At 67.5% G+C, this 24,109-nt stretch carries 27 protein-coding genes; 9 read left to right on the top strand and 18 right to left on the bottom strand.

What is annotated here, in order from left to right:
* Window positions 1–1,290 carry a UDP-N-acetylglucosamine 1-carboxyvinyltransferase gene (locus KF715_07690; GenBank protein ID MBX3736553.1) on the bottom strand — a complete coding sequence of 430 codons (1,290 nt, stop codon included), beginning with the start codon at window positions 1,288–1,290 and terminating at the stop codon, window positions 1–3.
* A gap of 130 nt (window positions 1,291–1,420) precedes the next feature.
* Entirely contained in the window at window positions 1,421–2,530 is a 1,110-nt protein-coding gene (locus tag KF715_07685; GenBank protein ID MBX3736552.1) for a translation initiation factor IF-2, read from the bottom strand.
* Between the two features lie 217 nt (window positions 2,531–2,747).
* On the opposite strand from KF715_07685, the gene KF715_07680 reads away from it, so the two are divergent.
* Window positions 2,748–3,119, top strand: coding sequence for a dUTPase (locus KF715_07680; protein ID MBX3736551.1), 372 nt, complete (start codon window positions 2,748–2,750; stop codon window positions 3,117–3,119).
* A 16-nt stretch (window positions 3,120–3,135) separates the two neighbouring features.
* On the opposite strand, the gene KF715_07675 is transcribed toward KF715_07680, so the two are convergent.
* Together KF715_07675 and KF715_07670 are read right to left on the bottom strand one after the other, a co-directional pair.
* Window positions 3,136–3,936, bottom strand: coding sequence for a tetratricopeptide repeat protein (locus KF715_07675; protein ID MBX3736550.1), 801 nt, complete (start codon window positions 3,934–3,936; stop codon window positions 3,136–3,138).
* Between the two features lie 9 nt (window positions 3,937–3,945).
* On the bottom strand, window positions 3,946–4,413 hold the full coding sequence (locus tag KF715_07670) for a YiiD C-terminal domain-containing protein (protein MBX3736549.1): 468 nt from the start codon (window positions 4,411–4,413) through the stop codon (window positions 3,946–3,948).
* Window positions 4,414–4,537: 124 nt separating this feature from the next.
* On the opposite strand from KF715_07670, the gene KF715_07665 reads away from it, so the two are divergent.
* The gene (locus tag KF715_07665; GenBank protein ID MBX3736548.1) at window positions 4,538–4,897 is read left to right on the top strand and encodes a hypothetical protein; all 360 of its coding nucleotides are present in this window, start codon (window positions 4,538–4,540) and stop codon (window positions 4,895–4,897) included.
* Window positions 4,898–4,981: 84 nt separating this feature from the next.
* On the opposite strand, the gene KF715_07660 is transcribed toward KF715_07665, so the two are convergent.
* Together KF715_07660 and KF715_07655 are read right to left on the bottom strand one after the other, a co-directional pair.
* Window positions 4,982–5,401 (bottom strand): secondary thiamine-phosphate synthase enzyme YjbQ, encoded by a 420-nt coding sequence (locus tag KF715_07660; protein ID MBX3736547.1) that lies wholly within the window; start codon window positions 5,399–5,401, stop codon window positions 4,982–4,984.
* A 337-nt stretch (window positions 5,402–5,738) separates the two neighbouring features.
* Window positions 5,739–6,380, bottom strand: coding sequence for an aquaporin (locus KF715_07655; protein ID MBX3736546.1), 642 nt, complete (start codon window positions 6,378–6,380; stop codon window positions 5,739–5,741).
* A 263-nt stretch (window positions 6,381–6,643) separates the two neighbouring features.
* On the opposite strand from KF715_07655, the gene KF715_07650 reads away from it, so the two are divergent.
* The 6 genes from KF715_07650 (at window position 6,644) to KF715_07625 (ending at window position 9,933) form a co-directional block, all read left to right on the top strand.
* Entirely contained in the window at window positions 6,644–6,892 is a 249-nt protein-coding gene (locus tag KF715_07650) for a hypothetical protein (protein ID MBX3736545.1), read from the top strand.
* A gap of 249 nt (window positions 6,893–7,141) precedes the next feature.
* Window positions 7,142–7,474 carry a winged helix-turn-helix transcriptional regulator gene (locus KF715_07645; GenBank protein ID MBX3736544.1) on the top strand — a complete coding sequence of 111 codons (333 nt, stop codon included), beginning with the start codon at window positions 7,142–7,144 and terminating at the stop codon, window positions 7,472–7,474.
* 10 nt (window positions 7,475–7,484) lie between these two features.
* Complete coding sequence (locus KF715_07640; GenBank protein MBX3736543.1) at window positions 7,485–8,570, top strand: permease; 1,086 nt, start codon at window positions 7,485–7,487, stop codon at window positions 8,568–8,570.
* A 17-nt stretch (window positions 8,571–8,587) separates the two neighbouring features.
* Window positions 8,588–8,821, top strand: a complete 234-nt coding sequence (locus tag KF715_07635) for a TM0996/MTH895 family glutaredoxin-like protein (GenBank protein MBX3736542.1) — start codon at window positions 8,588–8,590, stop codon at window positions 8,819–8,821.
* 49 nt (window positions 8,822–8,870) lie between these two features.
* Window positions 8,871–9,233, top strand: coding sequence for a thioredoxin family protein (locus KF715_07630; GenBank protein ID MBX3736541.1), 363 nt, complete (start codon window positions 8,871–8,873; stop codon window positions 9,231–9,233).
* A gap of 1 nt (window position 9,234) precedes the next feature.
* Window positions 9,235–9,933 (top strand): cytochrome C biogenesis protein, encoded by a 699-nt coding sequence (locus KF715_07625; GenBank protein ID MBX3736540.1) that lies wholly within the window; start codon window positions 9,235–9,237, stop codon window positions 9,931–9,933.
* Window positions 9,934–10,016: 83 nt separating this feature from the next.
* On the opposite strand, the gene KF715_07620 is transcribed toward KF715_07625, so the two are convergent.
* The 4 genes from KF715_07620 to KF715_07605 form a co-directional block, all read right to left on the bottom strand.
* Complete coding sequence (locus KF715_07620; protein MBX3736539.1) at window positions 10,017–10,457, bottom strand: arsenate reductase ArsC; 441 nt, start codon at window positions 10,455–10,457, stop codon at window positions 10,017–10,019.
* 60 nt (window positions 10,458–10,517) lie between these two features.
* Window positions 10,518–11,573: an ACR3 family arsenite efflux transporter gene (gene arsB / locus KF715_07615; protein ID MBX3736538.1), complete on the bottom strand. Its 1,056-nt coding sequence runs from the start codon at window positions 11,571–11,573 to the stop codon at window positions 10,518–10,520.
* A gap of 18 nt (window positions 11,574–11,591) precedes the next feature.
* Window positions 11,592–11,978, bottom strand: a complete 387-nt coding sequence (locus tag KF715_07610; protein ID MBX3736537.1) for a winged helix-turn-helix transcriptional regulator — start codon at window positions 11,976–11,978, stop codon at window positions 11,592–11,594.
* Window positions 11,979–12,079: 101 nt separating this feature from the next.
* Window positions 12,080–12,379 (bottom strand): hypothetical protein, encoded by a 300-nt coding sequence (locus KF715_07605; protein MBX3736536.1) that lies wholly within the window; start codon window positions 12,377–12,379, stop codon window positions 12,080–12,082.
* Between the two features lie 140 nt (window positions 12,380–12,519).
* Here KF715_07605 and ettA point away from each other — a divergent pair, with 140 nt between their 5' ends.
* A complete protein-coding gene (ettA, locus tag KF715_07600) occupies window positions 12,520–14,211 on the top strand; it encodes an energy-dependent translational throttle protein EttA (GenBank protein MBX3736535.1) in 1,692 nt (563 codons plus the stop codon).
* Window positions 14,212–14,371: 160 nt separating this feature from the next.
* Here the strand turns inward: ettA and KF715_07595 are convergent, their stop codons facing one another.
* The 8 genes from KF715_07595 to KF715_07560 form a co-directional block, all read right to left on the bottom strand.
* Entirely contained in the window at window positions 14,372–15,076 is a 705-nt protein-coding gene (locus KF715_07595; protein ID MBX3736534.1) for a hypothetical protein, read from the bottom strand.
* Between the two features lie 64 nt (window positions 15,077–15,140).
* On the bottom strand, window positions 15,141–16,673 hold the full coding sequence (locus KF715_07590; protein ID MBX3736533.1) for an exosortase/archaeosortase family protein: 1,533 nt from the start codon (window positions 16,671–16,673) through the stop codon (window positions 15,141–15,143).
* A gap of 6 nt (window positions 16,674–16,679) precedes the next feature.
* On the bottom strand, window positions 16,680–18,446 hold the full coding sequence (locus KF715_07585; protein ID MBX3736532.1) for a hypothetical protein: 1,767 nt from the start codon (window positions 18,444–18,446) through the stop codon (window positions 16,680–16,682).
* Window positions 18,447–18,629: 183 nt separating this feature from the next.
* On the bottom strand, window positions 18,630–20,354 hold the full coding sequence (locus tag KF715_07580; GenBank protein ID MBX3736531.1) for an HDOD domain-containing protein: 1,725 nt from the start codon (window positions 20,352–20,354) through the stop codon (window positions 18,630–18,632).
* A gap of 141 nt (window positions 20,355–20,495) precedes the next feature.
* Window positions 20,496–20,873 carry an RNA-binding S4 domain-containing protein gene (locus tag KF715_07575; protein MBX3736530.1) on the bottom strand — a complete coding sequence of 126 codons (378 nt, stop codon included), beginning with the start codon at window positions 20,871–20,873 and terminating at the stop codon, window positions 20,496–20,498.
* 177 nt (window positions 20,874–21,050) lie between these two features.
* Window positions 21,051–21,944: a DNA-binding protein gene (locus tag KF715_07570; GenBank protein MBX3736529.1), complete on the bottom strand. Its 894-nt coding sequence runs from the start codon at window positions 21,942–21,944 to the stop codon at window positions 21,051–21,053.
* A 45-nt stretch (window positions 21,945–21,989) separates the two neighbouring features.
* Window positions 21,990–22,448 (bottom strand): hypothetical protein, encoded by a 459-nt coding sequence (locus KF715_07565; GenBank protein MBX3736528.1) that lies wholly within the window; start codon window positions 22,446–22,448, stop codon window positions 21,990–21,992.
* A 15-nt stretch (window positions 22,449–22,463) separates the two neighbouring features.
* Entirely contained in the window at window positions 22,464–24,083 is a 1,620-nt protein-coding gene (locus tag KF715_07560; protein ID MBX3736527.1) for a peptide ABC transporter substrate-binding protein, read from the bottom strand.
* Window positions 24,084–24,109 lie beyond the last annotated feature (26 nt).

Here is a 24,109-nt window from a genome sequence, read left to right as displayed (position 1 = left end):
TCACTTCCACTCCACCTGCGCGCCGATGCTGCGGAGGTTTTCGACGAAGTTCGGGTGGGCGCGCTTGATGGTGTCGGCGTTCTTCACGACGGATTTTCCCTCGATGCTCGCGGCCACCATGTAGAGCGCGACGGCGGCGCGGATGATGTAGGGCGCCTCGACGACGGTCGGGCGCAGCGGCTTGGCGCCGAAGACGGTGATGCGGTGCGGGTCGCTGACGACGATGTGCGCGCCGAATTTCGAAAGCTCGGCCATCCATGTGAAGCCGCCTTCGTAGACCTTGTTCCAGAACATCACCTCGCCTTTCGCGCGGACGGCGAGCGCGATCATGACCGGCAGCAGGTCGACGGGAAAATACGGCCACGGTGCCGCCTCGATCTTCGGCAGCAGGTTCGTGGTGAACGGTTGCTCGACGACGAGCTTTTGTTTCTTCGCGACGACGGCGGTGTCGCCTTCGTAACCGACCTGCACGCCGAGTTTGGCGAAGGAGCGGTTGATGAGATCGAAGTGGTGCGGGAGCGAGTTCGTCACGCGCACTTCGCCGCCGGTGATGGCGCCGAGCGCGAGGAAGGTGACGACTTCGTGGTGGTCGGTGTTGATCGTGAACGAGCCGCCCTTGAGTTTCTTCACGCCGCGGACGGTGATCATGCTGGTGCCGAGGCCTTCGAGGTCGGCGCCCATGCCGACGAGGGCGGCGCAGAGATCCTGCACGTGCGGCTCGCTGGCGGCGTTGATGATGACGGACTCGCCCTCGGCGAGCGCGGCGGCCATGACGAAGTTTTCCGTCGCGGTGACCGACATGTAATCGGGCCAGTGGCGCGCGCCCTTGAAGCGGTTTTTCAGACGGATGGTGAGCTTCTCACCGCGGCTCATGGTGGCGCCGAGGCGCTCGAGGATTTCGAGGTGCGGATCGAGTTCGCGGATGCCGAGCGAGCAGCCTTTGGCGTTGGTCGGCACGACGAGTTTCTTCATGCGCTGCAGGAGCGGCGCGAAGAGCAGCACGGACGAGCGCATGCCGGACGGCAGCTCGCCATCGAGGCGCGCGGCGTCGAAGGTCGAGTGATCGACGTCCATGCGGCCGGCGCCGCGGTCCCAGTTGATGCGCGAGCCCTGGTCGACGAAGAAGCCGACAAGTTTGTCGACGTCGGTGATGTTCGGGACGTTGAGCAGCGTCACCTTCTCGTCGGTGAGAAGCGTGGCGCAGAGGATCGGGAGGACGGAATTCTTGTTGCCGGACGGCGTGATGGTGCCGCTGAGGGGCTTGCCGCCGTGGACGATGAGGTCAGCCATGTGAGGCGAGAGGGACGCGAAAGTGGGACGGGAAAAGAGTGCGGCGAACTTCCGCCGAAGCGGGGTGCGATGCGACAAAAAAAGGCGCCCCGGAACGGAGCGCCTTGGAAGATTTTTGGGGAGCGAGTGCTCAGGCTTGCGGGGCGTCGCCGCCACCGCCGCCGTTGCCACCGCGATCACCGCGGTAACCGCCGCGATCGCCACCGCGGCCGCGTCCGCCACGACGACGACGGCGGAAGCCGTCACCGCCGCGACCTTCGCCTCGGAAATCACCACCGCCGCCGTGGGAGTGGCCTTCGCCGCCCGGCGCGCCGCCGGCGTTGTCGCCGCTTTGGCCGTAGGGGCGGTCGCCGCCGCGATGGTGGCGATGGCCGCCGCGTCCGCCGCGGTGGTGACGATGACCGCCGCGTTCGCCGCGGTGTTCGCCGCCGCCGTGCGAGTGGGATTGCTCGGGCTGGGCTTCGGGTTGGGCGCTGCCGCCCGTGAAGAAGGCTTTGATCTTGGCGAAGAAGCCGGTGGGCTTCGCGGCGGCGGCGGCCTGCGTGGCCTCCTGCGCGCGTTGCTCGCGATCTTCGCGGCGGAATTCCGGGCGCTGGTGGCGCATCTGTTCGCGCGGAGCCTGCTGACCTTCGGGGCGCGGCTCGCGTTGTTCGCGGGGCGCCTGCTCGCCGCCTTCGCGGCGGTCGCGACGGTCGCCTTCGTAGCGGCCTTCGCGACGCTCACGGCGTTCGCCGCGCGGTTCGCGGGGACCGCGGAAGCTGTCGCTTTCCCAAGTCTGCGGAGCGACCGACTTCGGGCGCTCGGGAGGGAGAATGTTCAGTTCGGCCTTCTCGTCCGGCGTCGCAGCCGCGGCAGGGGAGGCGGGCGTATCGAGCGGGAAGAGCTCGGCGGGCGCCGCGCTGGCGACGGGGGTGGCCGGGGCGGGAGCTTCGGCCACGGGGGCCGCAGCGACGGTTTCGGCGACGGGAGCGGCCTCGGCTTGCGGGGCCGGCTCGGGCGTCGCGGGAGCGAACGGGTTCTGGTATTCGCGCGGGGCGTTGACGATCTCGATCGCGGTGGGCTGGTAGTCGGACTTGGCGGGGGCCGCAGCGGCCGCCGGTGAGGCGGCGCTGGGACGTTTGCCGCGGGCCAGGCCCGAGCCGCGGCTGGTGCCGAACGAGGCGACCGGCGCGCTCGCAGCGTCTGCCGGCGGAGTCGCGGCGGCCTCGGCGGGCGCACCGGACTGGTCATTGGTGGACATGTCTATCTTCTTGTTTGGAAAGCGCCTGCCGGGAACGGCGGCGCTGGTGGGTTGGTGCCGGCCGGAGCCCGCGGGGCGGTCTCGACACCGCGCAGGGCGCGATGAAACGGCGGCAATAGGAGTGGCCAAGGTCGGCAAACCCGCTCTGACGCGCAACAGCTAATTTTTCCGGCCCGGGGCTTGCCACCTGCCGAGGCCGCTCCCACGCTGCCGCGCCATGGACAAACTCGAGGAGATCTTCCGCATGCAAGATGCGCTGAATAAGCGCATTGGGGTGAGTCTGCCGCCGCCGTCCGACGAGGAAAAGGCCAAGTGGATCCTCAACTACACGCGCGCGATGCAGCAGGAAACCGCCGAGCTGATCGACTCCGTCCCGTGGAAGTGGTGGGCGAAATACCAGAAGTTCGACGAGCAGAACGCCAAGGTCGAGGTCGTCGATCTGTTTCACTTTCTCGTGTCGCTCGCGCAAACGCTCGGCATGACCGCGGACGATGTCTACCAGGCCTACCTGAAGAAAAATCAGGTGAACCATGCGCGGCAGGACTCGGGCTACGTCAAGAAGGACGAGGCGGACTCGAAGCACATCTGAGCCGGCGCGCGGGGGCTCAGCGCGTTCGACGGTTGAGAGCGTTGAACGTTTCCACGTCGGCGCGTGCGCCGTCGGAGTCGCCGAGCAGAGATCGGCAGTTGGCGCGCGCGCGGTAGTAGATCGCGCGGTTGGGATTCAGCTCGATCGCCTTGTTGAAGGCTTCGAGTGCAGGCTCCAGATGCACGGTCGCCTTTTGGGCGTAGAGAATGGCGCCCTTGTGGTGGTAGGCCTCGGCTTCTTTGGGTTGGATGGCCAACAACGCGTCCATCACGGCCAGCGCTCCCGTGAAATCTCCCCCGTCCGCCTTCGCGCGGCAAAGACCGTAGTATGCCGGCACGAATGAGGGGTCCGCCTTGAGCGCCCGGGAGAAGAACTCGATCGCCGCTGGATATTCGCGCGCCTCGTATTTCAGCGCTCCCGCCCTGACGAGAGCTTCGGCGGGAGCCGGCGCGAGCTCCGACGCCTTCAGATAGTCGGCCAGCGCCTCATCCGTCCGTCCGTCGGTTCGGAGCGCATCACCGCGAAAGAGGAAGCCGCGCGGGTCCTCCGGCATCAGAGCGATCGCGTCCGCGAAATCGACCATGCCTCCGGCTCGATCTCCGCATTCCCGTCTGGCCGTGGCGCGAAGGAGGTGGGCGAAGTAGCGGACGTTGCGCGGTGCCTCCATCTCCAACGCGCGGGTCAAACCGCGTGCCGCGGTGGCAAAATCGCGTTTCTCTCCTGACGCGATTGCCTGGGAAATCAGGTCTTCGATGCGCGGTTCGGCCCCAATGGAGAGAAGGGCCAGAGTGAGGTAGGCAAAAACAGCGGCCTTCATGACTTCAGATCACACCACCGCCACGAAGCTGCCGTCGAATTCGACCGCGGGCTTGCCGTTGGGGCCTTCGACGATCGCGCGCAGTTCCATGCGCGCCTTCTTGTTGCGGCCCAGATCGGCGAGGAAAGCGCGGACGAGTTCCCGCGACGGCCGCTCGCACGCGGCGCGAATCGGGCCGGTGACGGGAGCGCGGTAGAGGGCGTTGCTGCGTTTCACGACGACATGGCCGTCGAGGCCGGCGTCGCGCAGCACCATCCAGAGCGAGCCGTAGCAGGCGAGCAGCGGCACCGTGTGCAGCGAGCCGCCGAAGGCGGTGCCGAGGTGGTTTTTGTTCGGCTCGAGCGGCGCCTCGAGGACGAGCCGCTGCGCGTTCGCCTCCACCGCGTGCAGACCCATCGCGCGCGTGAGCGGGATTTGCTCGTGGAGGAACGCGGTGAGTCCGTCGGCGGTGACGCTGTCGGGGACGAGGTGGCTCATGCGGCCGCGACGATGGCGGAGCGCGCGACGGACGCGCAAGGTTTGTCTCCACCGCGCAACAGCGAACCGAATTTGTCCTGCGTGCGGCGTGCCGTCCGTTGTAGAGATGAAACCAATCGATCCCATGAAAACCTCCTCCTCCGATCCGCTTTACCTGCTGTTGCTGCACCAGCCTCACGGCGACGGTCCCGGGCCGACTCCAGTGCAGATGCGCGAGATCATGGCGCGTTTCGCCGAGTGGATGGCCGGCATCCAGGCGTCCGGCGCGCTCGTGTCGTCGCACGGGCTGAAGCCGAAGGGCAAAGTGCTGCGCGGGCGCCGCGGTCAAAACATCAGCGACGGCCCCTACGCGGAGGCGAAGGAGATTGTCGGCGGCTACGTGCTGATCCGCGCGCGTAATTTCACGCAGGCGCTGCGCGTCGCCCGCGATTGTCCCGGACTCGACTACCGACTCGCGATTGAAGTGCGGCCGGTGAAACACTGAGATCGCGCCGGTGGTCGGCGCGCGCGTTGCCTTCCATTTCGGAGCAGAGGAGCGGCGGGGAAGCCTGCCTGCTTCCCGCCCGCGTCACTCGCCGATGATCTTGATCAGGACACGCTTTTTCCGACGGCCGTCGAATTCGCCGTAGAAAATCTGTTCCCATGGACCGAAATCGAGTTTGCCGCCCGAGACGGCGACGACGACCTCGCGGCCCATGATCTGCCGCTTGAGGTGCGCGTCGGCGTTGTCCTCGCCGGTGCGGTTGTGGTCGTAGGCGCTGTGCGGTTTTTCCGGCGCGAGCTTCTCGAGCCAGCGTTCGTAGTCGGCGTGCAGACCGCGCTCGTCGTCGTTGATGAAGACGGAGGCGGAGATGTGCATGGCGTTGACGAGGCAAAGGCCCTCGCGCACGCCGCTCGCTGCGAGGGCGGCTTCGACTTGCGGCGTGATGTTGAGAAACGCACGCCGCGTCGGCGTCTCGAACCAGAGTTCCTGCCGGTGGGATTTCACGCTGGCGAGGATGCGCGCGTGGCGCAGGGTGTCAGCATGGAATGCCGTTCCGCCTGCGGTGCGTGCTGCATCGCGCCGAGCATCACGTCGCCGATCCCGGGCATGCCGCACGGGAAGCCGGCGGGGATTCCGTGCGTGCAGCTGTTGCCGGACATGCGTTGCGCGATCTTCGGGCGGCCGGAGCGGCCGGCGTTTTGCGCGAGCTTGCGACCGAGCGAGGAAATGTGCGGCGCGGACCGCGAGAGGGCGTTGGCGTTTCTCTCGCGAATGGAAGAGCAGACAAAATAAAAGCCCCGCGCGCGGCGGGGCTGGACAGGACGAAGGCTTTTGCGGGCGCTCAGTCGTTGCCGTTGACGGTCTTGTAGGCGAGGGCGGCGGCGATGCCGCCGGCGAAATTCGCGGCGAAGTAGATCCAGATGCTGCCCCACGAGATGATGCCCATCGTGCAAACGCCGAGCGCGACGGCCGGGTTGAACACGCCGCCGGAAACGCCGCCGACGGCGTAGGCGCCGCTGAGGACGGTGAAGCCGATCGCGAAACCGTAGAAGGAATTGCCGCTCGTGCCCTTGGCGGTGGCGACATTTAGCACGACCCAGACGAGCGCGAACGTGAACACGAACTCCGCGAGCAGCGCGGGCAGGATTTCCGGCGTCATCGCGCCGGTGAGGGTGGCGGCCTTGGTGACGAGACCGGTCTTGAGCGCCTTGACGGTCATCGCGGCGACGAATGCGCCGGCGGCCTGGCTGCCCATGTAGGGCACTACGTCGGCGGTGTCGCATTTGCCGCGCAGCCAGACGCCGAGCGTGACGGCGGGATTGAAGTGCCCGCCGGAGACGTGACCGCCCGCGAAGATCATCACCGCGAGCACGGAGCCGATCGCGAGCGGGGCCATGTCGCCCGCGCCGGGCGCGAGGACCGTCATGCCGATCGTGAAAACGAGGAAGAACGTGCCGATGAACTCGACGAGATACTTTTTCATATACGTGGGAGTTGGAATGGGTGTGGCCCGCGAACGTGGGCGAAGCGCTGCGGGTAGTCGAGTCGCGAGGCGATGAAAGAGCGCGGGCCGGAAGGTGGCGCACGATGACCCCGATGCGTTTCGCGAACCCTGCGACCGGCCGGGTTTCCGCGCGAATTGGGGTCAATGCGCACCACCTCGACGATCTCGGGGGCAGGACACGGAGCGCGCTTGCAACTTCGGACGGTTAGGCCGACTTCTAGCGCGTGCATCGCCTCGTAAAATTGATCGCCGTCGCGCTCGCCATCGTCGTGGGCGTGGTTGCGGCGTTTTTCGGTGCACTGGTGATCGGCGCGATTCTGGTCGTCGCGGGTTTGTTCGCGCTGTTCGGCCGCGGGCGGTTTGCCGTGAACGTGAACCGCGCGCCGGGGCCGCGGGAGGATGCGTCGCCGCGCAACCCGCCGCCGCCGGGCGGCGACGTGATCGATGTCGAGACGCGCAAGGTCGAGTCGCCGCCGCACGAGCTGACCTGAGTCGGCGCAAACGCGATTTGCCGCGCGCGGCGCCGCGATGACTGCGGCGGGGGCTGATGTCGACTCCGCCGGTGCCCGTGGGACGCGCCTCTTGCTCTGGAACGATGAGCGTCGTCGGACGGGAGCGTGGGATCGCGCCGGGACGGGCTTCAACAGGTAAACTTGGCGCGGTCAGTCGCGCCGCTGCTAGTCCGCGTGGCCGCAGTCTGGCGGCTAGCTATTTCGCGAAAAGGCGAAATGGTGGCGGGCATGAAATCTCGCTCCAGCGCTCGCGCGCTCGCCCGTCGGGCGGAAGTATTCAAGGCGCTCGGCCACCCCGACCGGCTGCGGATCGTGGATGAGCTCGAGGACGGCGAGCGCTGCGTGTGCGACCTGGTGGACACGGTGGGCTCGAGCTGGTCCACGGTGTCGCGGCATCTCTCGGTGTTGAGGGAGGCGGGCGTGGTGGCGGACGAGAAGCGCGGGCTGCAGGTGTTTTACCGGATCGCGCTGCCGTGCGTGGCGAGCCTGCGGCTGTGCCTCGATGCGGCGAACCGCGGCGAGGCGGTGGAAGTGCGGCCGAGTTGCGGTTGCGGCAGCTGAGCGTGCGGCGATGAGCGATCCCGTGACTTCTGCCGCTTCGACTGCGTGCGCCACGCCGAGTGGGCGGGCGAGTCTCGTGGCACGCATCAAGTATCCGCTGGCCGCGCTCGCGCTCGGCGCGGGGTGGTGGTTCGTCTACGGCCGGCTCGCGAGCGGGGCGCATTGGCTGACGTGCGATGTGCTCCGTCTGCCGGAGGGCGCGCCGCTGGCGGGCGCGGTGGAATTTTTCGCGTTCGAGGTGCCGAAGGTGCTGCTGCTGCTCGTGCTGGTGGTCTTCGGCGTCGGCGTGGTGCGGACGTATTTCACGCCGGAGCGGACGCGGGCGATATTGGCGGGCCAGCGTGAGTCGGTGGGAAATCTGCTGGCAGCGCTGCTCGGGGTCGTGACGCCGTTTTGCTCGTGCTCGGCGGTGCCGTTGTTCATCGGGTTCGTGACGGCGGGCGTGCCGCTGGGCGTGACGTTTTCGTTCCTGATCGCGGCGCCGATGGTGAACGAGATCGCGCTGGTGCTGCTCTTCGGGTTGTTCGGCTGGAAGGTCGCCGCGCTCTATCTGGGCACGGGGCTTGCGCTCGCGATGGTCGCCGGCTGGATCATCGGGCGGCTGAAGCTGGAGCGTTGGGTGGAGGACTGGGTGCGGGCGGTGCCGCAGGGTGCGAGCGCGGGTGGCGGTGAAGCGGTTGGATTCGCGGAGCGGGTGGCGGCGGGACGCGAGGCGGTGCGCGACATTGTCGGGCGCGTCTGGGGCTATGTGGTGCTGGGCATCGCGGTCGGTGCGGCGATCCACGGCTATGTGCCGACCAACGCGATGGCGGCGATCATGGGCAAGGGCGCGTGGTGGTCAGTGCCGCTGGCGGTGTTGCTCGGCGTGCCGATGTATGCGAACGCGGCGGGCATCATCCCCGTCGTGCAGGCGCTGCTCGGCAAAGGCGCGGCGCTCGGCACGGTGCTGGCATTCATGATGGCGGTGATCGGGCTGTCGTTCCCCGAGGCCGTCATCCTGCGCAAGGTCCTCAAGCTGCCGTTGCTCGTCGTCTTCTTCGGCGTGGTGGCGGCAGGCATCGTGCTCGTGGGCTTCCTGTTTAACGCCGTGCTGTGAGCCTGATTTTTCCTCTCATGAAAAAACTCCAAGTCCTCGGAACCGGCTGCAAGAAGTGCAACCTCCTCGCCGAAACCACAGTCAACGCTGCGACGGCGCTCGGCCTCGAATACACGTTGGAAAAGGTTACCGATCTGCAACGGATCGCCGCGTTCGGCGTGATGTTCACGCCGGCGCTCGTCGTGGACGGCGTGGTGAAGGTGTCCGGCAAGGTGCCGTCGGTGGACGAAACCAAGAAACTGCTCGGCTGAAATTTCTCCCATGAAAAACACGATCCTTCCCCGCTGGAGTCTCTGGCTGATGCTGGGCCTCGGCCTGCTCGTCGCGTTGGCGCGCGCGGACGCCGCGAAACCGGCGTTGCCGCGCCTCGTCGATCTCGGCGCGGGAAAATGCATCCCGTGCAAACAGATGAAACCGATCCTCGCGGAACTGCAGCGCGACTACGCGGACCAGTTCGAGACGGTGTTCATCGACGTGTGGGAAAACCGCGACGAGGGGAAGCGCTACGGTATCCGCCTCATCCCGACGCAGATTTTCTACGACGCGACGGGCAAGGAGCGCTACCGTCACGAGGGTTTCATCGCGAAGAAGGACATCCTCGCGAAGTGGCGCGAACTCGGTGTCGAGGTGAAGGAGCCGGCGGCCCCGGCGGAGACGCGCTGACGTGGACACGCTATTCGTTTCGCTCACCGATGCGATGAGTGGCGCGCCGGCGGTGGCGCTGGCGGCGGCGTTCGCCTGGGGTGTGCTGAGCATCGTGCTCAGCCCCTGCCACCTCGCGAGCATCCCGCTCATCGTGGGTTTCCTCCAGGGCGGGGGCGCGGTCGCACCGCGCCGCGCGGCGGGGCTTTCGACGCTGTTCGCGCTCGGCATCCTCGGCTCGATCGCACTGATCGGTGGGATCACGGCGGCGGCGGGCCGCATGCTGGGCGACCTCGGACCGTGGGGAAACTACGCGGTGGCGGCGGTGTTTCTCGTGTTCGGCCTGCACTTGTTGGATTGGCTGCCGTTGCCGGAAGGCTGGCTGCCGCAACCCGGCCAGCCGCGACGCGGGCCATGGGGCGCGCTGGCGTTCGGGCTGGTCTTCGGCGTGGCGCTGGGACCGTGCACCTTCGGATTCATGGCGCCGGTGCTGGGCGTGACGTTCTCGATGGCGCCGAGTGCGCCGGCGCTCGCTTACGGCGTGCTCGTGCTCTTCGGGCTCGGGCACTGCGTCGTGATCGGACTGGCCGGCGTGTCGAGTTCGTGGGTGCAGCGCTGGCTCGCGTGGCAGGACGGCACGTCCGGCGCGCGTTGGTTGCGGCGCGCATGCGGCGTAGCCGTGCTCGCGGCGGGCGTCTGGTTCGTCGTCAGCGCGCGCTGAGTTCGCCGCCGCCGGAAGCCGCGCAGCGCGGCGGCTGCGGGGGAGGAGCGTGCGAGTGCGGCGCGCCTTCCTTTCTGATCGCCTTAGCGGATCGCGGCGCCTTCGCGGAGGCCGGCGCCGTAGGCGGTGAAGACCTTCCTGATCTCGTCGCGCACGCGGCGGAATTGCGCGAGCACTTCCTCGTCGGTGCCGGTGGCGTGCGCGGGATCGTCGAAGCGCCAGTGGTGGCGGTTCACCTGGCCGGGGAAAATCGGGCACGCTTGGTCGGCGACGCCGCACACGGTGATGACGGTGGTGATCGGCGTGGTCATGAATTCCTTCATGTGCTTCGAGGTGTGCGCTGAAATATCGATGCCGATCTCGCGGAGCACCTGGATCGCTTTCGGGTGCACGTAGCCGGCGGGTTTCGAGCCGGCGCTGTGGACGGTGACGACATCGCCGGCGACGGCGCGCAGGATGCCTTCGGCCATGTGGCTGCGGCAGGAGTTGCCGGTGCAGAGAATGAGGACGTTCGGTTTGGACATGGGAAGCGGCGGTTGAGAGTGGAGGAAGGTGAATCGGGCGAGGAGAAAGCGGAGCCGCGTTCAAGCGGGTTGGCCGAACCAGCGCCGGCGGAGCCAGAAGGCGACGTGCACGAGGCCGATGAGCGCGGGGACTTCGATCAGCGGGCCGACGACGGCGGCGAACGCGACGCCGGAGTTCAGGCCGAAGACCGCGATGGCCACGGCGATCGCGAGCTCGAAGTTGTTGCCGGCGGACGTGAACGCGAGGGTGGTGGCGCGCGGGTAGTCGGCGCCGAGGCGCTTCGCCATGACGAAGCTGACGAGAAACATGATCGCGAAATAGATCACGAGCGGCAGCGCGATGCGGAGGACGTCGAGCGGGAGTTTCACGATCGCGCCGCCCTTGAAGGTGAACATGACGACGATCGTGAAGAGCAGCGCGCCGAGCGTGAGCGGCGAGATGCGCGGGATGAATTTCCGCTCATACCACTCCTCGCCCTTGAGCGGCACGAGCAGCACGCGGCTGAGCACGCCGGCCGCGAACGGGATGCCGAGGTAGATCATCACGCTCCAGAAAATGTCGATCATGCGCACCGGCACGACCGCGCCCGCGAGGCCGAAATACGGTGGCAGCACGGTGATGAAGACCCACGCGAAAAAGCTGTAGAACACGATTTGCGCGATGCTGTTCAGCGCCACGAGGCCGGCGGCGTATTCCGGGCTGCCTTTGGCGAGATCGTTCCAGACGAGCACCATCGCGATGCAGCGCGCGATGCCCACGAGGATGAGGCCGACCATGTAGTCCGGGTGGTCGCGCAGGAGCGTCACCGCGAGTAGGAACATCAGCACGGGACCGACGAGCCAGTTTTGCACGAGGGAGAGGGAAAGGACGCGGGCGTCGGCGAAGATCTTGGGCAGCTGCGCGTATTTCACCTTCGCGAGCGGCGGATACATCATCACGATGAGGCCGATCGCGATCGGCAGGTTGGTCGTGCCGATCGTCATCGGCGCGAAGAACGCGGCCGGGTCGGAGATCACGAAGTTGCCCAGCAGCACGCCGGCCGCCATGGCGGCGAAGATCCAGACCGTCAGGTAGCGGTCGAGGAAGGACATTTTTTGCGCAACGGAATCGCTCATGGAAAAGGGGCGGAAGGGTCAGCGACGGGTGAGGCGGAGGATGCGGCGGCGCGGCACGTCGGGTGTGGCGCAGCCGCACTCGATCTTGGTGGAGAGATGGGCGAGACGTTCGAGATCCTGGGCAAACTGCGGCTCCGTCGCCCGCGCGTCTTGCAAGCAAGCGAGATTGGCCGCCAGCGCCGCGGGCGGGGGAGTGGCGAGGGCGTAGACGCGCCATGGTCCCTGTTGGGACACGGTAACGAGGCCGTTGCGGCGGAGGTAGGCGAGGTGGCGGGAGATGCGCGCCTGCGGGAGCTTCAGCGCCGCCTCGAGATGGCAGACGCAGAGCGGCTGCTGCGCGAGGAGGTTGAGCAGGCGCAGTCGCGTCGCGTCGCAGAGGCAGTCGTAGATGCGGAGCAGATGCACGGACGCAGCCAACGGCGGAAATTCATATTCGCCAAGGCAAATATGAACCTGCGGGCGGACCTCGACGTTACTTTTGCGTGACGCGCCGATGCGGCCGTCGCTCAGGCGCCCGTGACCCAGCTCTCGAGGAGGGGCTGGCGCTTCACCGGGTTGAACTCCGTGAAGCGATACGTGGCGACGCCGGCTTTGGCATAGGGGTCGTCGCGGAAAAACGTCTCCAGCTCGGCCCGGCCCGGCGCGCGGGCGACGACCATGCCGCCATCGCGCGGATTCTTCGGGCCGGACATGAGCAGCCAGCCGCGGTCGTAGCCGGTTTGGAGAAACGCGCGATGCTCGGGCACGATCGGCTCGATGCGGCTGAGTTCAACGGTGAAGGTGATTTCGACGACGAAGTGGAGCATGGCGCGGAGAAAACCACGAATGGCCACGAATGCACACGAATAGTCCGGTCATAGTTTCCGGACGGCGAACCCGGGCTCGGCAAAATTTGTGTCGATTCGTGTCCATTAGTGGTTCCCCTCTGATCGCTCCGCTTTCCGACATGGCCAAGTCCGACGAATCCGCCCCCAAGATCATCTTCTCGATGCTCGGCGTCTCGAAGAAGATCGAACGCAAGGAAATCCTCCGCGACATCTCGCTGTCGTTCTTCTACGGCGCGAAGATCGGCGTGCTCGGCCTCAACGGCTCCGGCAAGTCCTCGCTCATGCGCATCCTCGCGGGCCTCGACAAGGAGTTCGACGGCCACGTCGCCTTCGAGCCCGGTTACCCGGTCGGCTTCCTGCCGCAGGAGCCGCAGCTCACGCCGGGCGCCACGGTGCGCTCGTGCGTCGAGGAAGGCGTGAAGCACCTCACCGATCTTACCGCCGCCTACGATGCGTCGTGGGACGAGATCGCCGCCGCCGAAGACGATGCGACGCGCGACGCCATCACCGAGAAACAAGCGAAGCTCCAGGAGCAGATCGACGCGCTTGGCGCGTGGGACACGGTGCCGATGGTCGAGCAGGCGATGGACGCGCTGCGTTGCCCGCCGCCGGACGCAGTGGTGGACACGCTCTCGGGTGGCGAACGCCGCCGCGTCGCGCTGGCGCGGCTGTTGTTGCAGAAGCCCTCGATCCTCCTCCTCGACGAGCCGACGAACCATCTCGACGCCGAGAGCGTGGGCTGGCTCGAGCAGCACCTCGCGCGCTACGAGGGCACGGTCATCGCCGTGACGCACGACCGCTATTTCTTGGACAACGTCGCTGGCTGGATCCTCGAGCTCGACCGCGGCCACGGCATTCCGTGGAAGGGCAATTACTCCGGCTGGCTCGAGCAGAAGCAGAAGCGCCTCGCGATCGAACAGCGCACCGAAGACCGCCGCCAGAAGGCGATGGCGCGCGAACTCGAATGGATCCGCTCGGGTGCGAAAGCGCGGCAGGCGAAAGGCCAGGCGCGCATCAACGCCTACGAGGCGATGCTCAAGCAGGACGTCGCGGAGCAGGAGAAGAAATTCGAAATCATCATCCCGCCCGGCCCGCGGCTCGGCACGCTGGTCGTCGAGGCGCAGGGCATCACGAAGGCCTACGGCGACAAGTTGCTCTACGAAAACCTGTCCTTCGCGCTGCCGCCCGGCGGCATCGTTGGCGTGATCGGTCCGAACGGCGTGGGCAAGACGACGCTGTTCAAGATGATGACGGCGCTCGAGAAGCCCGACGCGGGCGCGTTCCGCGTCGGCGAGACGGTGAAGACGGCCTACGTCGAGCAGTCGCGCGACTCGCTCCAGAATGAGAAGACGATTTGGGAGGTCATCAGCGACGGACAGGAAATGATGCCGCTCGGCGCGCGCACGGTGAACAGCCGCGCGTATTGCGCGCAGTTCGGTTTCACCGGCGCGGATCAGCAGAAAAAGGTCGGCGTGCTCTCCGGCGGCGAACGCAACCGCGTGCTGCTCGCGCGCGTGCTCAAGAGCGGCGCGAACCTCATCCTGCTCGACGAGCCGACGAACGACCTCGACGTGAACTCGATCCGCGCGCTCGAGGAAGGCCTCGAAAACTTCGCCGGCTGCGCGGTGATCATCTCGCACGACCGCTGGTTTCTCGACCGCATCGCGACGCACATCATGGCGTTCGAGGGCGACAGCTACGTGCACTGGTTCGCGGGCAATTACTCCAGCTACATGGAGGATTACCATCGCCGGAAGGGCAAGGAGGCCGACCAGCCGCACCGGGTGAAGTATCGCCGACTGACGCGCTGAGTGGTGCGGAGGTGGTCGCCGCCGTCCCGGCGACGACAGGCGTCGTCGAGGACGCCGACGCCCACCACCGAGTCGGGATGCGCGACGTGCCGTCGCTGCTATCGGGCGCAAAAAAACCCGCACCGAGGTGCGGGTTTAGCATGAAAGGTTTTTGCGAAGCTCAGGCGGCCACCGGCGCGAGCGCGAGAGCGCGACGTTGGCGGAGGCGGAGGGCGACGAGGCCGGCGACGAGCACCAGAGCGGCGAGCGAGGCGACCGTGCTGGCCTCCGGGATGGCGGAGGTCGAAACGACCACTTGCGAGAACGTCCAATCGTTGATTCCGAAAGGAGCCGCGGCGCCATAGGCGAATGGATTGGTGTTGATGAAACCAAGGCCGAGGTTGGTGCCACCGGTCTGATCGGTCAGCATTAGCGCGTAGGTGTTGGCCGGGTTAGTGATGTAACCATAGGTTGCGCTCACAAAGGGCGAGACGATCGTCGTGAAGTCGAATGTCGCTGAGTAGCTGGTGTAGCTACCGTTCGTGTTGTTTTGCAGGTTCGACCAACCACCAGCATTGGATGCGGGGATAACAATCGTGCCGAATGATACAGTCGTGCCGCCAACAAAGTTGCTTCCGTTCCATTGTCCGAAAGTAGCGGCGAGGCTCACGGCGCCAGGAGTGCCGCCGCCAGCGAAGAAATTGTATGTCATCGTCTGCACTGAATAGACGCCCGTGAAAGTTTCTCCAAAGGTGCCACCGTTGAAATTAATCACGCTGCCTTGATAGGAGGGACGGGTATCGAAAGTCTGGATTTGAGCCGAAGCAGAGCCAACCAAGCCCAAAAGGCCGGTCGCGAGGAGGAGTAACGAGGTGCGCAGTTTCATGCTGGGGTGATTACCTTATCGCGTTTCGGGAATAGCAACTCAATTTTCCTCACAAACGGGAATATTACCTAGAGGACACCACCATGCTTTGGAGGATGGTGCGCATCTGGGCCCGAGCGTTTCCGTTGGAGTCGAGGGCGACGGAGAATAGCTGCGCCGGCTGGTGCTGACGGCCTTCGCGCACATCGCGCCACCGGTGGTCCCAGGCGGCGCGATTCGATCCGTCCGTGGGCAGCAAGGGCTGCCCGCGCGCAGAATCCCAGATGACGAAAGTCACCAACATGTCCGTGCCGGCGCGCCGAAATCTATAAGTGTTGAATACCAAGCGATTGCCGGACACCTGAAGTTCGATCGGCTCCTCCTCGGCCAGCAGCTCGCAGCCGCTCAAGGGCAGGCAAACCGTCGGATTGTGGAGGAAGGGCACGAAGCGCGCGACTTGCCCTTGCGTCCATTGCACGTAGTAGGCCCAGACCCATTCGCCACTGGGCAAAGCCCATCGTGCCGCGGCGAAACCGTTGGGGCGCAACATGTCGCGCGCGACGTCGCCCAGGCCTTCGGCTTGATAGGTGGGCAAGGCGGTTGGCCAGCGGACGCTCCATTGCGGCACCTCGCTCTGGGCGCGGGCGCCGCGGAAATACCACGCGCGCGCACTTGCCTCGTTGAGCGCCAGTGCGCCGACGATCACGCCGAGCCAGATCCAGCCCGGGTGCAGCGCCGTCAGCGCCGGACGCGCCTCGCGGCGGATCACCGGTTGCGGCAGGCGGTAGCCGGCCCATTTGATCGCGAGCCAGCCGGTGACCGTCACGCTCGCGACCATGGCGGCCCAGCCGGCGACGTCGTGGGCGGCGAGCACGGCGGCCTCGCCCTCGCCGGCGCGCCACGCGAGGAAAAGGATGCGGAAGAAATTCCCCGCGACCGCGAAGCCCACGCTCAACCCGAGCAGCCCGGCGCGGCGAGCCCAGCCGAAGCGATACCATTCGCCGAAAAACAGTCCGATCATCACGCATGCCTGCAACGAGCGGATGCCGCCGCACGCTTCGTCGATGCCGACCCAGCCGGTCGCGAGGCGGATGCTCGTGCCGGTGGCGAGCGCTGGCCGGCCGAACAGGTTGGCGAGTTCAGCCACGATGCTCGCGAACACTTCGCGCATCGGCACGATCAAGCCCGACTCGATCACGCTCGGCGTCGGGAGTGCGCTGACGAGCAGCACCAGCGGTGGGAGTGTCCAGCGCAGGCCTTCGCGGCCGGCGATCAACCATGCGCCCAGCGCTGCGACCGCGGCTGCACCGACGACGGAGCCGGCCAGGAGCGTCGGCAGCAGCGGATAGGGAATCGTCAACAGGCGCACAGGCACCGCGAGCAGCACCACGAGAGCCGCGATCGCCCACAGCCAACGCGGCACGTCGCGCGGTGCGGCCGTGACCGGCCGTTCCGCCCAGCGTTCCCACCACAGGAATGCCATCAATACCGGCACGGCCCACGCGTGGCCGAGGTCGGCCGAGTTGGACCACGCGGCGGCGAGCAGCGAGAGCAGCAGCAAACCCCCTCCCGCCACGATCGCGGTGACCGCGAGCGTTGTGCGTCGTGTCGCGTCCATGGCCCGTCAGTTTTTCTTGGCCGGCGTTTTCGGAGCGGGCTTGCGGGTGAGTTCGGTATTCGCGCGGCTGAACAAGAACGTCTCTTCCGGCAGGAAATCCACGTTGGCACCGCGTTTCTGCGCGGCCTCGACGCCAGCCGCATTCTTGCCGACGCCGTAGACGAAGGCGAGGTAGGGCGCGCGCGGCGGGTAATCGCGGTCGGTGTCCGCGAGCTGGCCGACGAGGGCGACGGCTTCCGGGCCACGCTCCGCCTGCGCGAGTGCGAAGGCGTAGCCGGTGATGTAGGTGGCGTTCTTCGGCTCGGCGTCGTGGAGTTTCTTCATCGTCTCCTTCGCTTGGTTCCAAGTGGAGTTCGGCTCGGTCAACAGGCTGAGCAGCGCCCAGTCGTGCTGATAGCGCGGCACGGACGGGTCGGAGTCGCGCAGCGTCCGTAGCACGTCGCGCATATCGGTGGTGCGTTTCTTTTCGCGGAAGATGTTGAACAGCGCCTGATGCGCCCACGTCTGGTCGGGGTAGCCGCGGGCGATGGCCCACAGCGCGCGCTCGGCTTCGTCGGACCAGCCCCACAGCGAAGCGAGGCGCTGCAAGGTGCGCAGCGCGGAGAGGCTCGTTTGCGCCTTAGTCACGGCGACGTCCCACGCTTCGCGGCGCAGGTTGAGGTGCGACGGCTCGTCGAGTGCCTGCGCGGCGACGACGACCTTCAGCACTTCTTTCGGGAACGGCCCCCAGCCGCCGGCTTCGAGCGCGGGGAAGAGGTGGTCCCAGTCCTTGAGTTGCGCGTAGGCGTCCACGCGGCTGGCTTGCAGCGCGGGCAGGTCGCGCACCTTGGGCGGCAGGGTGTCGATCCAGGCGAGCATTTCCTTGCCGTGGCCCTGCACGAGCAGCCATTGGGCGAAGACCGGGGCGTCGGCCTCGCCGGCCGCTGCGCGGGCGAGCGGCGGCATGATCTGCTCGAGCGGCTTTTTCTGCACGAGCAGTTCCATGTTCGCGAGCTGCAGGCGGTCGTTGAAGACGGATTTCGGGTCGGCGACGATCTTGCGCCAGCGCTGTTCGGCGTCGGAGTAATCCTTGCGGCGGATCGCGTCGCTCGCGAGGCCGCGTGCGATGTCGAGGCTGAGCGCCGGGTTTTCGCGGGCGATCTGGTCGAGTTGTGCGCGCGCTTCTTCGCGGCGTTTCTCGGAGGGGTTTTGCAAGTAGAGGAGGGCTTCGGAGCGCTTCAGCTCCACGCTGTCCGGCGTGCGTTTGCGGAGCTCGTCCAGGAGTGCGGCGACGACGATCGTGTCGCTGGTCGAGGCGGCGTAGGCGAGGGCGGCCTGGAGCATCGGCGTCTGCGCGGAGAGCGCGGGCGAGGTGCCACTGAGGGCGTCCTTCGCGGCGTTGAAGTCGCCGAAACGGATGCAGCAGACGACGAGCTTGGCGGCGTCGTCGGCGGAGTTGGGGAGGACCTCGACGACGGAACGGCGCAGGCGCATGGCTTGGGGGGCGCCGACTTGTTCGAGCATGTCGGCGGCGAGGCGGAGCGCATCGGGGTCGCCCGGCACGGCCTTGAGCGCGACTTCGAGCGCGACCTGCGCGCTGGCGGCGTCGCGTTTGTCCATGAACTCGCGCGCCTGCACGAGCGCGCGTTGCTGTTTCCAACGGGCGTAGCGCGGCCCGGCGTAGTGATACAAGCGCCAGCCGCCGTAAGCGAGGGCGGCAATGCCCGCGAGCACGCCGAGGAAAATGAACCGGCCGCGACTACGCGAGCGGCGTCGAACCTGCATGAGTTGCATGGGGGCCTTCTGGGTTGCGAACGGCGCCGGCGCGCCGGGTGACCGGGGGCAGCGCGTGCGCCAACTGCTAGTGTCCGCCCCCGCTGCGTCGAGGGAGAAATCCGGCGGGTTGCGTCTCCACTGCGCGGGAGCGGACGGTTGCGAGGGCGGCGGACGATCGCCAGCGTGACGCGTTCATCGTCGTCAGGCGGCGGCGGAGTGGCGCAGGGTGTGCGCGGTGTCGAGGGTCTGGCGCGCGAGCTCGAGCTGGGCTTTGTTGAGCGTGATGCGTTGCGCGCTGTGCCAGCCGATGAGCACGAGACCGGTGGTGCGTTGGCCGTCGGTCATGGGAATGAGCACGAAGGACGGCGGTGCGCCGGTCGCGTCGAGCATCCAGGCGGGCAGATAGGGTTTCAGCTTCGGGTCGCTGAGGTCGTGGATGACGACGGCTTCGCGGCGCAGGAAACAGACGCCGAATACCGTGCGCTCGTCCGGGCGGACGGTGGCCACGAGTTGGAAGCGCGACCAGCGCTCGCCGACGCCTTCGTCGAGGGAAAGCACGGGGCTGCCGGGCTGCGTGGAGAAATGCCAGCACTCCTGCGCGCCGAAACTGTCGCGCACGAGACTGAGCGCGGTGCGCCATGGGTCGCCCGCCTCCGGCTCGCGCATGGGCGCCGTCTCGAACGGCGGCTGTGAACTCGGCGGGGAGTCCTCGGGCAAGGCGATGGGCGGCGAGACCTCGTCGGGAATCGGAGCGGCGATGATCTCCGGTGCGGCTTGGTGCGTCGGCGCCAGCGTGTCGTGATTCGGCGACTCGAGGTCGCGCCGCGGCGTGGGCTCGCCGATCGCGGGCGAGGCGAGCGGATCGATCGCGGCTTCGCCGAGCGCTGGCGCGAGCGTCGTGTTGAAGGTCTCGCGCTCCGGCGCGGTGACGAGCACGGCGGGCCGGGCCGTCGGAGCGGGCGGCGTGATGGCGATGGTGTCCGGTGCGACGTGCTGCACGCGCGCGCGGATGCGGTTTAGGCTCGCGGTCGGCAGCGTCACGACTCCGGCGGTGCCGAGGAAGCTCGACAGCCGCGAGTCGGCGTGGGCGAGCGCTTCGGGGATGTAGTCGAGCGCGTCGGGGATGACCCGGCGGAAGCGCTGCGCGAGGCCGCGCGTCTCCTCGCCGAAGGTGTTGGAGCTTTTCGTGCCATCGAGCGCCGCGCGCGCGATGCGCGTGCCGAAATCCGCCATGGCGAGCAGGCGCGTCTCGGGCAGCGTGGCGGTGCCGCCCATCGCCTCGGGCGAGACATCGCGCAACGCCTTCATGAACTCTTCCGGCAGGCGCGCGCCGACGAGCAGCTTGCGGCCCAGATCGAGCGGCGTGATGCCGAACATCCCCCGGAAGGCGATGTCTTCCGGTCGCTCCTTCAGGCGCTGCATGGCTTCCTGGTAGTGTTCGAGCGAGACCGCCGGCAGGATGATGTAGCCGAAATTGCGGAGCGTCGCCGCGGCGAACGCCGCCTCGGGGTCGACGTAGCCGAACTTCTGCGCGCAACCCTGCGCAATGAGTCCGGCGCACAAGGCCTGCGCCGCCGCTTCGCGCTGCTCGGGCGGGTTGCGGCCGCCGGCGTTTTCGACGAGCATGATCGAGAGCGTGAGGCTGCGCACGCGGCTGAAGCCGATCTGGTGGATCGCGTGCGTGAGCGACGAGAGCGGCGTGAAGCTCGGATTGTGCGGAAGCGTGTTCGCGATCTGCACGATGCGCGCGAGCACCGCAGCGTCCTTTTCGATGAGGTCGGCGAGCTCCTGGATCGTGACCTCGGCGAGGTTGGTGGAAATCGTCTCGATGATCGCCAACAGCTCCGGCAACCCGGCGCCTTTGCCATTCTGCAAGGCGGCGCGGGCGCGCTCGAGCGTCGCAGTGGCCGACAATGGGGTGATCACCCTTCGTGCATCGGCGCGGACCGGTGGCGGTTTAGGCACAGCCGTCGTAAAACGTCGGAAATTATCCGGAAAACGCGTGCCACGCATGCTGCCGGTGCCTCCGCCTGGCCCCGGCCGAGGGAGCGCCGCGCCGACAGCACCTCACTCGAAGCCGAAGAGCTGGCCCATGTCGCGTCGCTCTTTCTTCGTCGGCCGACCGCGCCCGCGCTCCCGCGCGAGCAGGTGCTCGAGACTGGCCTGCTTGGCGCGTTCGTATTCGGCGGCGGGCGTGAGATCGACGACGAACTCCGGCAACTGCTTCGCGCCGACGCGCGAACGCGGCACACCGACGACCTTCAGCGTGCGCGTGATCATGCCGACGCGCGCGGTCACGACCTCGCCGACGTGGATGTCGCGGCCGGGCTTCGCGTCGAGGCCGTTGACCTGCACGCGGCCGTTGCGGCACACGGCGGCCGCCTCGGCGCGGGTCTTGAACACGCGCACGCTCCAGAGCCATTTGTCGAGACGGGTATCGTCCATGAGGAAGCGTTGGGCCGCGCACAGCAGAGCGGCGAGAGAACGCAAAAACAAGTTCGAGCTGCAGCAAGAAAGGAAGCGCAGTGACCCGCGACCTCCGAACGCGGGTGCTCGGCGCTCTACTCCTGAAACCCGCGCTCGGAGATCGCGGGCCACCGAGCTACGCGAATTTCTGCCAGCCTACCGCCCGCCGTGGCGGCGCTCCCAGGCGAAGAGGTATTGTTGCGCGAGGCCGGCACGCAGGCCGAAGTGCACGCGGCCGAAGTGCGCGACTTGCGCCGGCTTCCAGCCCTCGAGGCCGTAGCGCCGCGCGAGTGCCTTCAGAATCCATGTGTCGACGGGGAACGCCTCGAGCTGGCCCGTGCCGAAAAGCAGCACGCAATCCGCGACCTTCTCGCCGACGCCCGGCAGCTCCACCAGTCGCGCCTTCGCCTCGGGATACGGCGCCGCCGCGGTGACCGCGAGCCAGTCGGGGCGCGCGGCGAGAAACAGCGCCGTCTCGCGAATGTAGCGGGCGCGGAAGCCGAGCAGGCACGCGCGCAGCTCGGTTTCGGGTATCGCCGCGAGCTCGGGCCAGGTGGGCAGGCGGTGGAAAACGGCGCCGTCATCGCGCGCGAGCTCCACGCCGTGCCGCTCGGCGAGCAGCGCGACCATTTGCTTGATCTGCACGATCTGTTTCGTGGCGCTGCAAAGGAAGCCGAGCAGCGTCTCGCCGAACGGCTGGCGCAACAAACGTAGTCCGCGGAACGCGCTCACGCATTGCGCGAGGTGCGGGTCGCTGCGCCAGGGCAACGCGTCGGTCAGTGCGGTCCAATCGTGTTCGTGGCCGAGGTAGTGCGGGAGTTCGGTGGCGACGCGCGCCTCGATTGCGAACGGTGCGCGCCACTCGAGCGCGCCGTGCGCGAGGCGCAGTTGCGCGACGCAGTCCGACCAGAAGCCGGTCCACGTGCCGTCGGCGTCTGCTCGCCAGCGGAAGGCTTGGCCGCCGTCGAGCGTCTCGGCGAGCACAGCGGCGGTCGGGGTCCAGCCGGCGAAAGGCTGCCAGTTAGACCAGAAGGTTTCGCTTTTAGCCATGCGAGGCGCTCCCGCCCTCACTCCGGCGGGCGGCGCTGCGGACCGTTACTTCGCGGGTTTTTCCCAGAGGTAGCTCTTCTCGGTCGCGAGCGTCTTGCCGTCGGCGTCGACGAGTTCGAGTTTCCACGCCATCGGCGAGATCGTGCTCGCGGCCCAGTCGGCGCCGGTGAGGCCGAGTTGGTAAACCTGGTTGCCAGCGGGGAGCGCGGCGGCGAACTCGAAGTTGCGCGGCTGCGTCGCGCCGGGCGTGACGACTTCGAGGCGGAAGCGGATGTCGCGCGCCGGGCCGTCGTTGTCGGTGCGCACGAGGAAATAGTAGCCGCCGCGCGCGGCGGGTTGCGTGCGCAGGACGACTTCGCCGCCGGTGTTTTCGCGGCCGGTGAAGTATTCCGAGATGCGCTTGAACGACGCGGCTTCGCGCCAGCCGGTGAACACGCGCACGACGCGCACTTCGGCGGCGGATGCGACGGCGGCGAGAGCGAGGAAAAGCGCGAGGAGACGCATGGGCGCAACGTGCCGTCAGGGCGCGGCGAGGTAAACCTTTTTGTATTGGTGGAAACCGAGCAGCGCGGGCTCCCAGCCTTTCACGGTCGGACTGATGAGATACGAGCGGACACCGAAGAACACGGGCGCGATGGGGGCGGCGTCGAGGAGGCGCGCTTCAGCGCGTTGAAACGCCGCGTAGCGCGGCGCCGGCTCGCTCGCGGCGGCGGCGGTCTCGATCGCGGCGTCGTAGTCGCGGTCGGTCCAGCCAGTCCAGTTGTTCGAGCCGCCGCCGACGAACATGTCGAGGAACGTCACCGGATCGACGAAGTCGCCCACCCAGCGTGCGCTCGAAATCGCGTAGTTGAGCGACTGCTGGTTGGAGACCCACGTCTTCTGTTCCATCGGCGAGAGCGTCACGTGCACGCCGAGGTCGCGCGCCCACATCGCCTGGATGGCTTCGAGCGTCTTGGCGTGGAGTTCGTCGTTCTTGATCTGCACGTCGAGCGTGGGGAAATTTTCCCCGTCAGGGAAACCGGCGGCGGCGAGCAGCGCCTTCGCAGCGGCGACGTCGTGCGGCACGCGTGCCTCGGCGGTGTAGCCGGCGCAATCGGGCGGCGTGTAGTGCGGCGCGGGCGCGCGGGTGCCGCGCAGCAGCGTGCGCGCGAGCTGCTCGCGGTCGATGGCGAGCGAGAGCGCGCGGCGGACGCGCGCGTCGTTCAGCGGCGGGCGCGTGGTGTTGAAGCGCAGGAAAAACGTCTCGAGGAACGGGTCGAGGCGCAGCGACTCGGGCGCGGTCTTGCGGTAGGTGTCGACCTTGGCGAGCGGGAGTTCGTTCGTGATGTCGACTTGGCCGGCGCGGAAATTCCGCTCGTCGACGTCCATGTTCTCCGTCGGGAAAAACACGATGCGCTCGAGGCGCACGGTCGCGGCGTCCCAGTAGGCGGCGTTGCGCACGACTTCGACGCGGGCGTTCGGCTCCCAGATTTTCAGGGTGAACGGGCCGTTGCCGACGAGATTGCCGGGGCGCGTCCAGGCCGTGCCGCGCGCGGCGGTGGCGCCGAACTGTTCCAGCACACGCGGCGGCACGGGAAACCAGATCGGGTTGGCCGTGAGCGCGGGCAGATACGGCGTGGGGCGCGCGAGCGTGAGGCGCAGCGTGTGGTCGTCGGTCGCCTCCGCGCCGAGCGTGGCGGGGTCGGCCTTGGCGTTGGCGATCGCCTCGGCGTTTTTGAGCGGGAAGAGCAGGTAGCTGTATTCGGCGGCGAGTTGCGGCGCGAGCGCGCGGCGCCATGACGCGACGAAATCGCCCGCGGTGAGCGGCGAGCCGTCGGACCATTGCAAATTGGCGCGGAGATGAAACGTCCAGACGAGGCCGTCGGCGGAAACTTCCCAGCGTTCGGCGGCGGCGGGGACGGGCGCGGAAGTTTTTTCGTCGAGTGCGCAGAGCCCCTCGAACAGTGCGAGCGCGATGTTCTGGTCGGTGAAGGCGGTCATCACCTGCGGATCGAGATCCTGCGGCTCGGCGCCGTTGCCGATGCGCAGGACGGCGCTGGGCGCGGCGGCGGAGTGCGGCGCGGACTTGGAACAGCCGGCGAGGGCGAGCGCGGCGGTCGTCAAGAGGAGCGTGAGGAGACGCATGGCGGCAACATGCATGCGGCGCGGCTCTGCGCAAGGCGCTG

It is taken from the genome of Candidatus Didemnitutus sp., assembly GCA_019634575.1.
Classification (GTDB): Bacteria; Verrucomicrobiota; Verrucomicrobiia; order Opitutales; family Opitutaceae; genus Didemnitutus.
The sequence above is the reverse complement of the archived record's forward strand: the minus strand, read 5'-3'. Positions and strand labels throughout refer to the sequence as shown.

Bases quoted from the DNA above. Each gene is read 5' to 3' on its own strand.
- KF715_07635 (MBX3736542.1), top strand. From the start codon at position 8,588: ATGAAAAAACTCCAAGTCCTCGGAACCGGCTGCAAGAAGTGCAACCTC.
- KF715_07605 (MBX3736536.1), bottom strand. From the start codon at position 12,379: ATGCTCCACTTCGTCGTCGAAATCACCTTCACCGTTGAACTCAGCCGC.
- KF715_07645 (MBX3736544.1), top strand. From the start codon at position 7,142: ATGAAATCTCGCTCCAGCGCTCGCGCGCTCGCCCGTCGGGCGGAAGTA.
- KF715_07665 (MBX3736548.1), top strand. From the start codon at position 4,538: ATGAAAACCTCCTCCTCCGATCCGCTTTACCTGCTGTTGCTGCACCAG.
- arsB (MBX3736538.1), bottom strand. From the start codon at position 11,573: ATGAGCGATTCCGTTGCGCAAAAAATGTCCTTCCTCGACCGCTACCTG.
- KF715_07680 (MBX3736551.1), top strand. From the start codon at position 2,748: ATGGACAAACTCGAGGAGATCTTCCGCATGCAAGATGCGCTGAATAAG.
- KF715_07590 (MBX3736533.1), bottom strand. From the start codon at position 16,673: ATGGACGCGACACGACGCACAACGCTCGCGGTCACCGCGATCGTGGCG.
- KF715_07570 (MBX3736529.1), bottom strand. From the start codon at position 21,944: ATGGCTAAAAGCGAAACCTTCTGGTCTAACTGGCAGCCTTTCGCCGGC.
- KF715_07565 (MBX3736528.1), bottom strand. From the start codon at position 22,448: ATGCGTCTCCTCGCGCTTTTCCTCGCTCTCGCCGCCGTCGCATCCGCC.
- KF715_07595 (MBX3736534.1), bottom strand. From the start codon at position 15,076: ATGAAACTGCGCACCTCGTTACTCCTCCTCGCGACCGGCCTTTTGGGC.
- KF715_07630 (MBX3736541.1), top strand. From the start codon at position 8,871: ATGCTGGGCCTCGGCCTGCTCGTCGCGTTGGCGCGCGCGGACGCCGCG.
- KF715_07690 (MBX3736553.1), bottom strand. From the start codon at position 1,290: ATGGCTGACCTCATCGTCCACGGCGGCAAGCCCCTCAGCGGCACCATC.
- KF715_07655 (MBX3736546.1), bottom strand. From the start codon at position 6,380: ATGAAAAAGTATCTCGTCGAGTTCATCGGCACGTTCTTCCTCGTTTTC.
- ettA (MBX3736535.1), top strand. From the start codon at position 12,520: ATGGCCAAGTCCGACGAATCCGCCCCCAAGATCATCTTCTCGATGCTC.
- KF715_07685 (MBX3736552.1), bottom strand. From the start codon at position 2,530: ATGTCCACCAATGACCAGTCCGGTGCGCCCGCCGAGGCCGCCGCGACT.
- KF715_07675 (MBX3736550.1), bottom strand. From the start codon at position 3,936: ATGAAGGCCGCTGTTTTTGCCTACCTCACTCTGGCCCTTCTCTCCATT.
- KF715_07575 (MBX3736530.1), bottom strand. From the start codon at position 20,873: ATGGACGATACCCGTCTCGACAAATGGCTCTGGAGCGTGCGCGTGTTC.
- KF715_07585 (MBX3736532.1), bottom strand. From the start codon at position 18,446: ATGCAACTCATGCAGGTTCGACGCCGCTCGCGTAGTCGCGGCCGGTTC.
- KF715_07620 (MBX3736539.1), bottom strand. From the start codon at position 10,457: ATGTCCAAACCGAACGTCCTCATTCTCTGCACCGGCAACTCCTGCCGC.
- KF715_07560 (MBX3736527.1), bottom strand. From the start codon at position 24,083: ATGCATGTTGCCGCCATGCGTCTCCTCACGCTCCTCTTGACGACCGCC.
- KF715_07670 (MBX3736549.1), bottom strand. From the start codon at position 4,413: ATGAGCCACCTCGTCCCCGACAGCGTCACCGCCGACGGACTCACCGCG.
- KF715_07640 (MBX3736543.1), top strand. From the start codon at position 7,485: ATGAGCGATCCCGTGACTTCTGCCGCTTCGACTGCGTGCGCCACGCCG.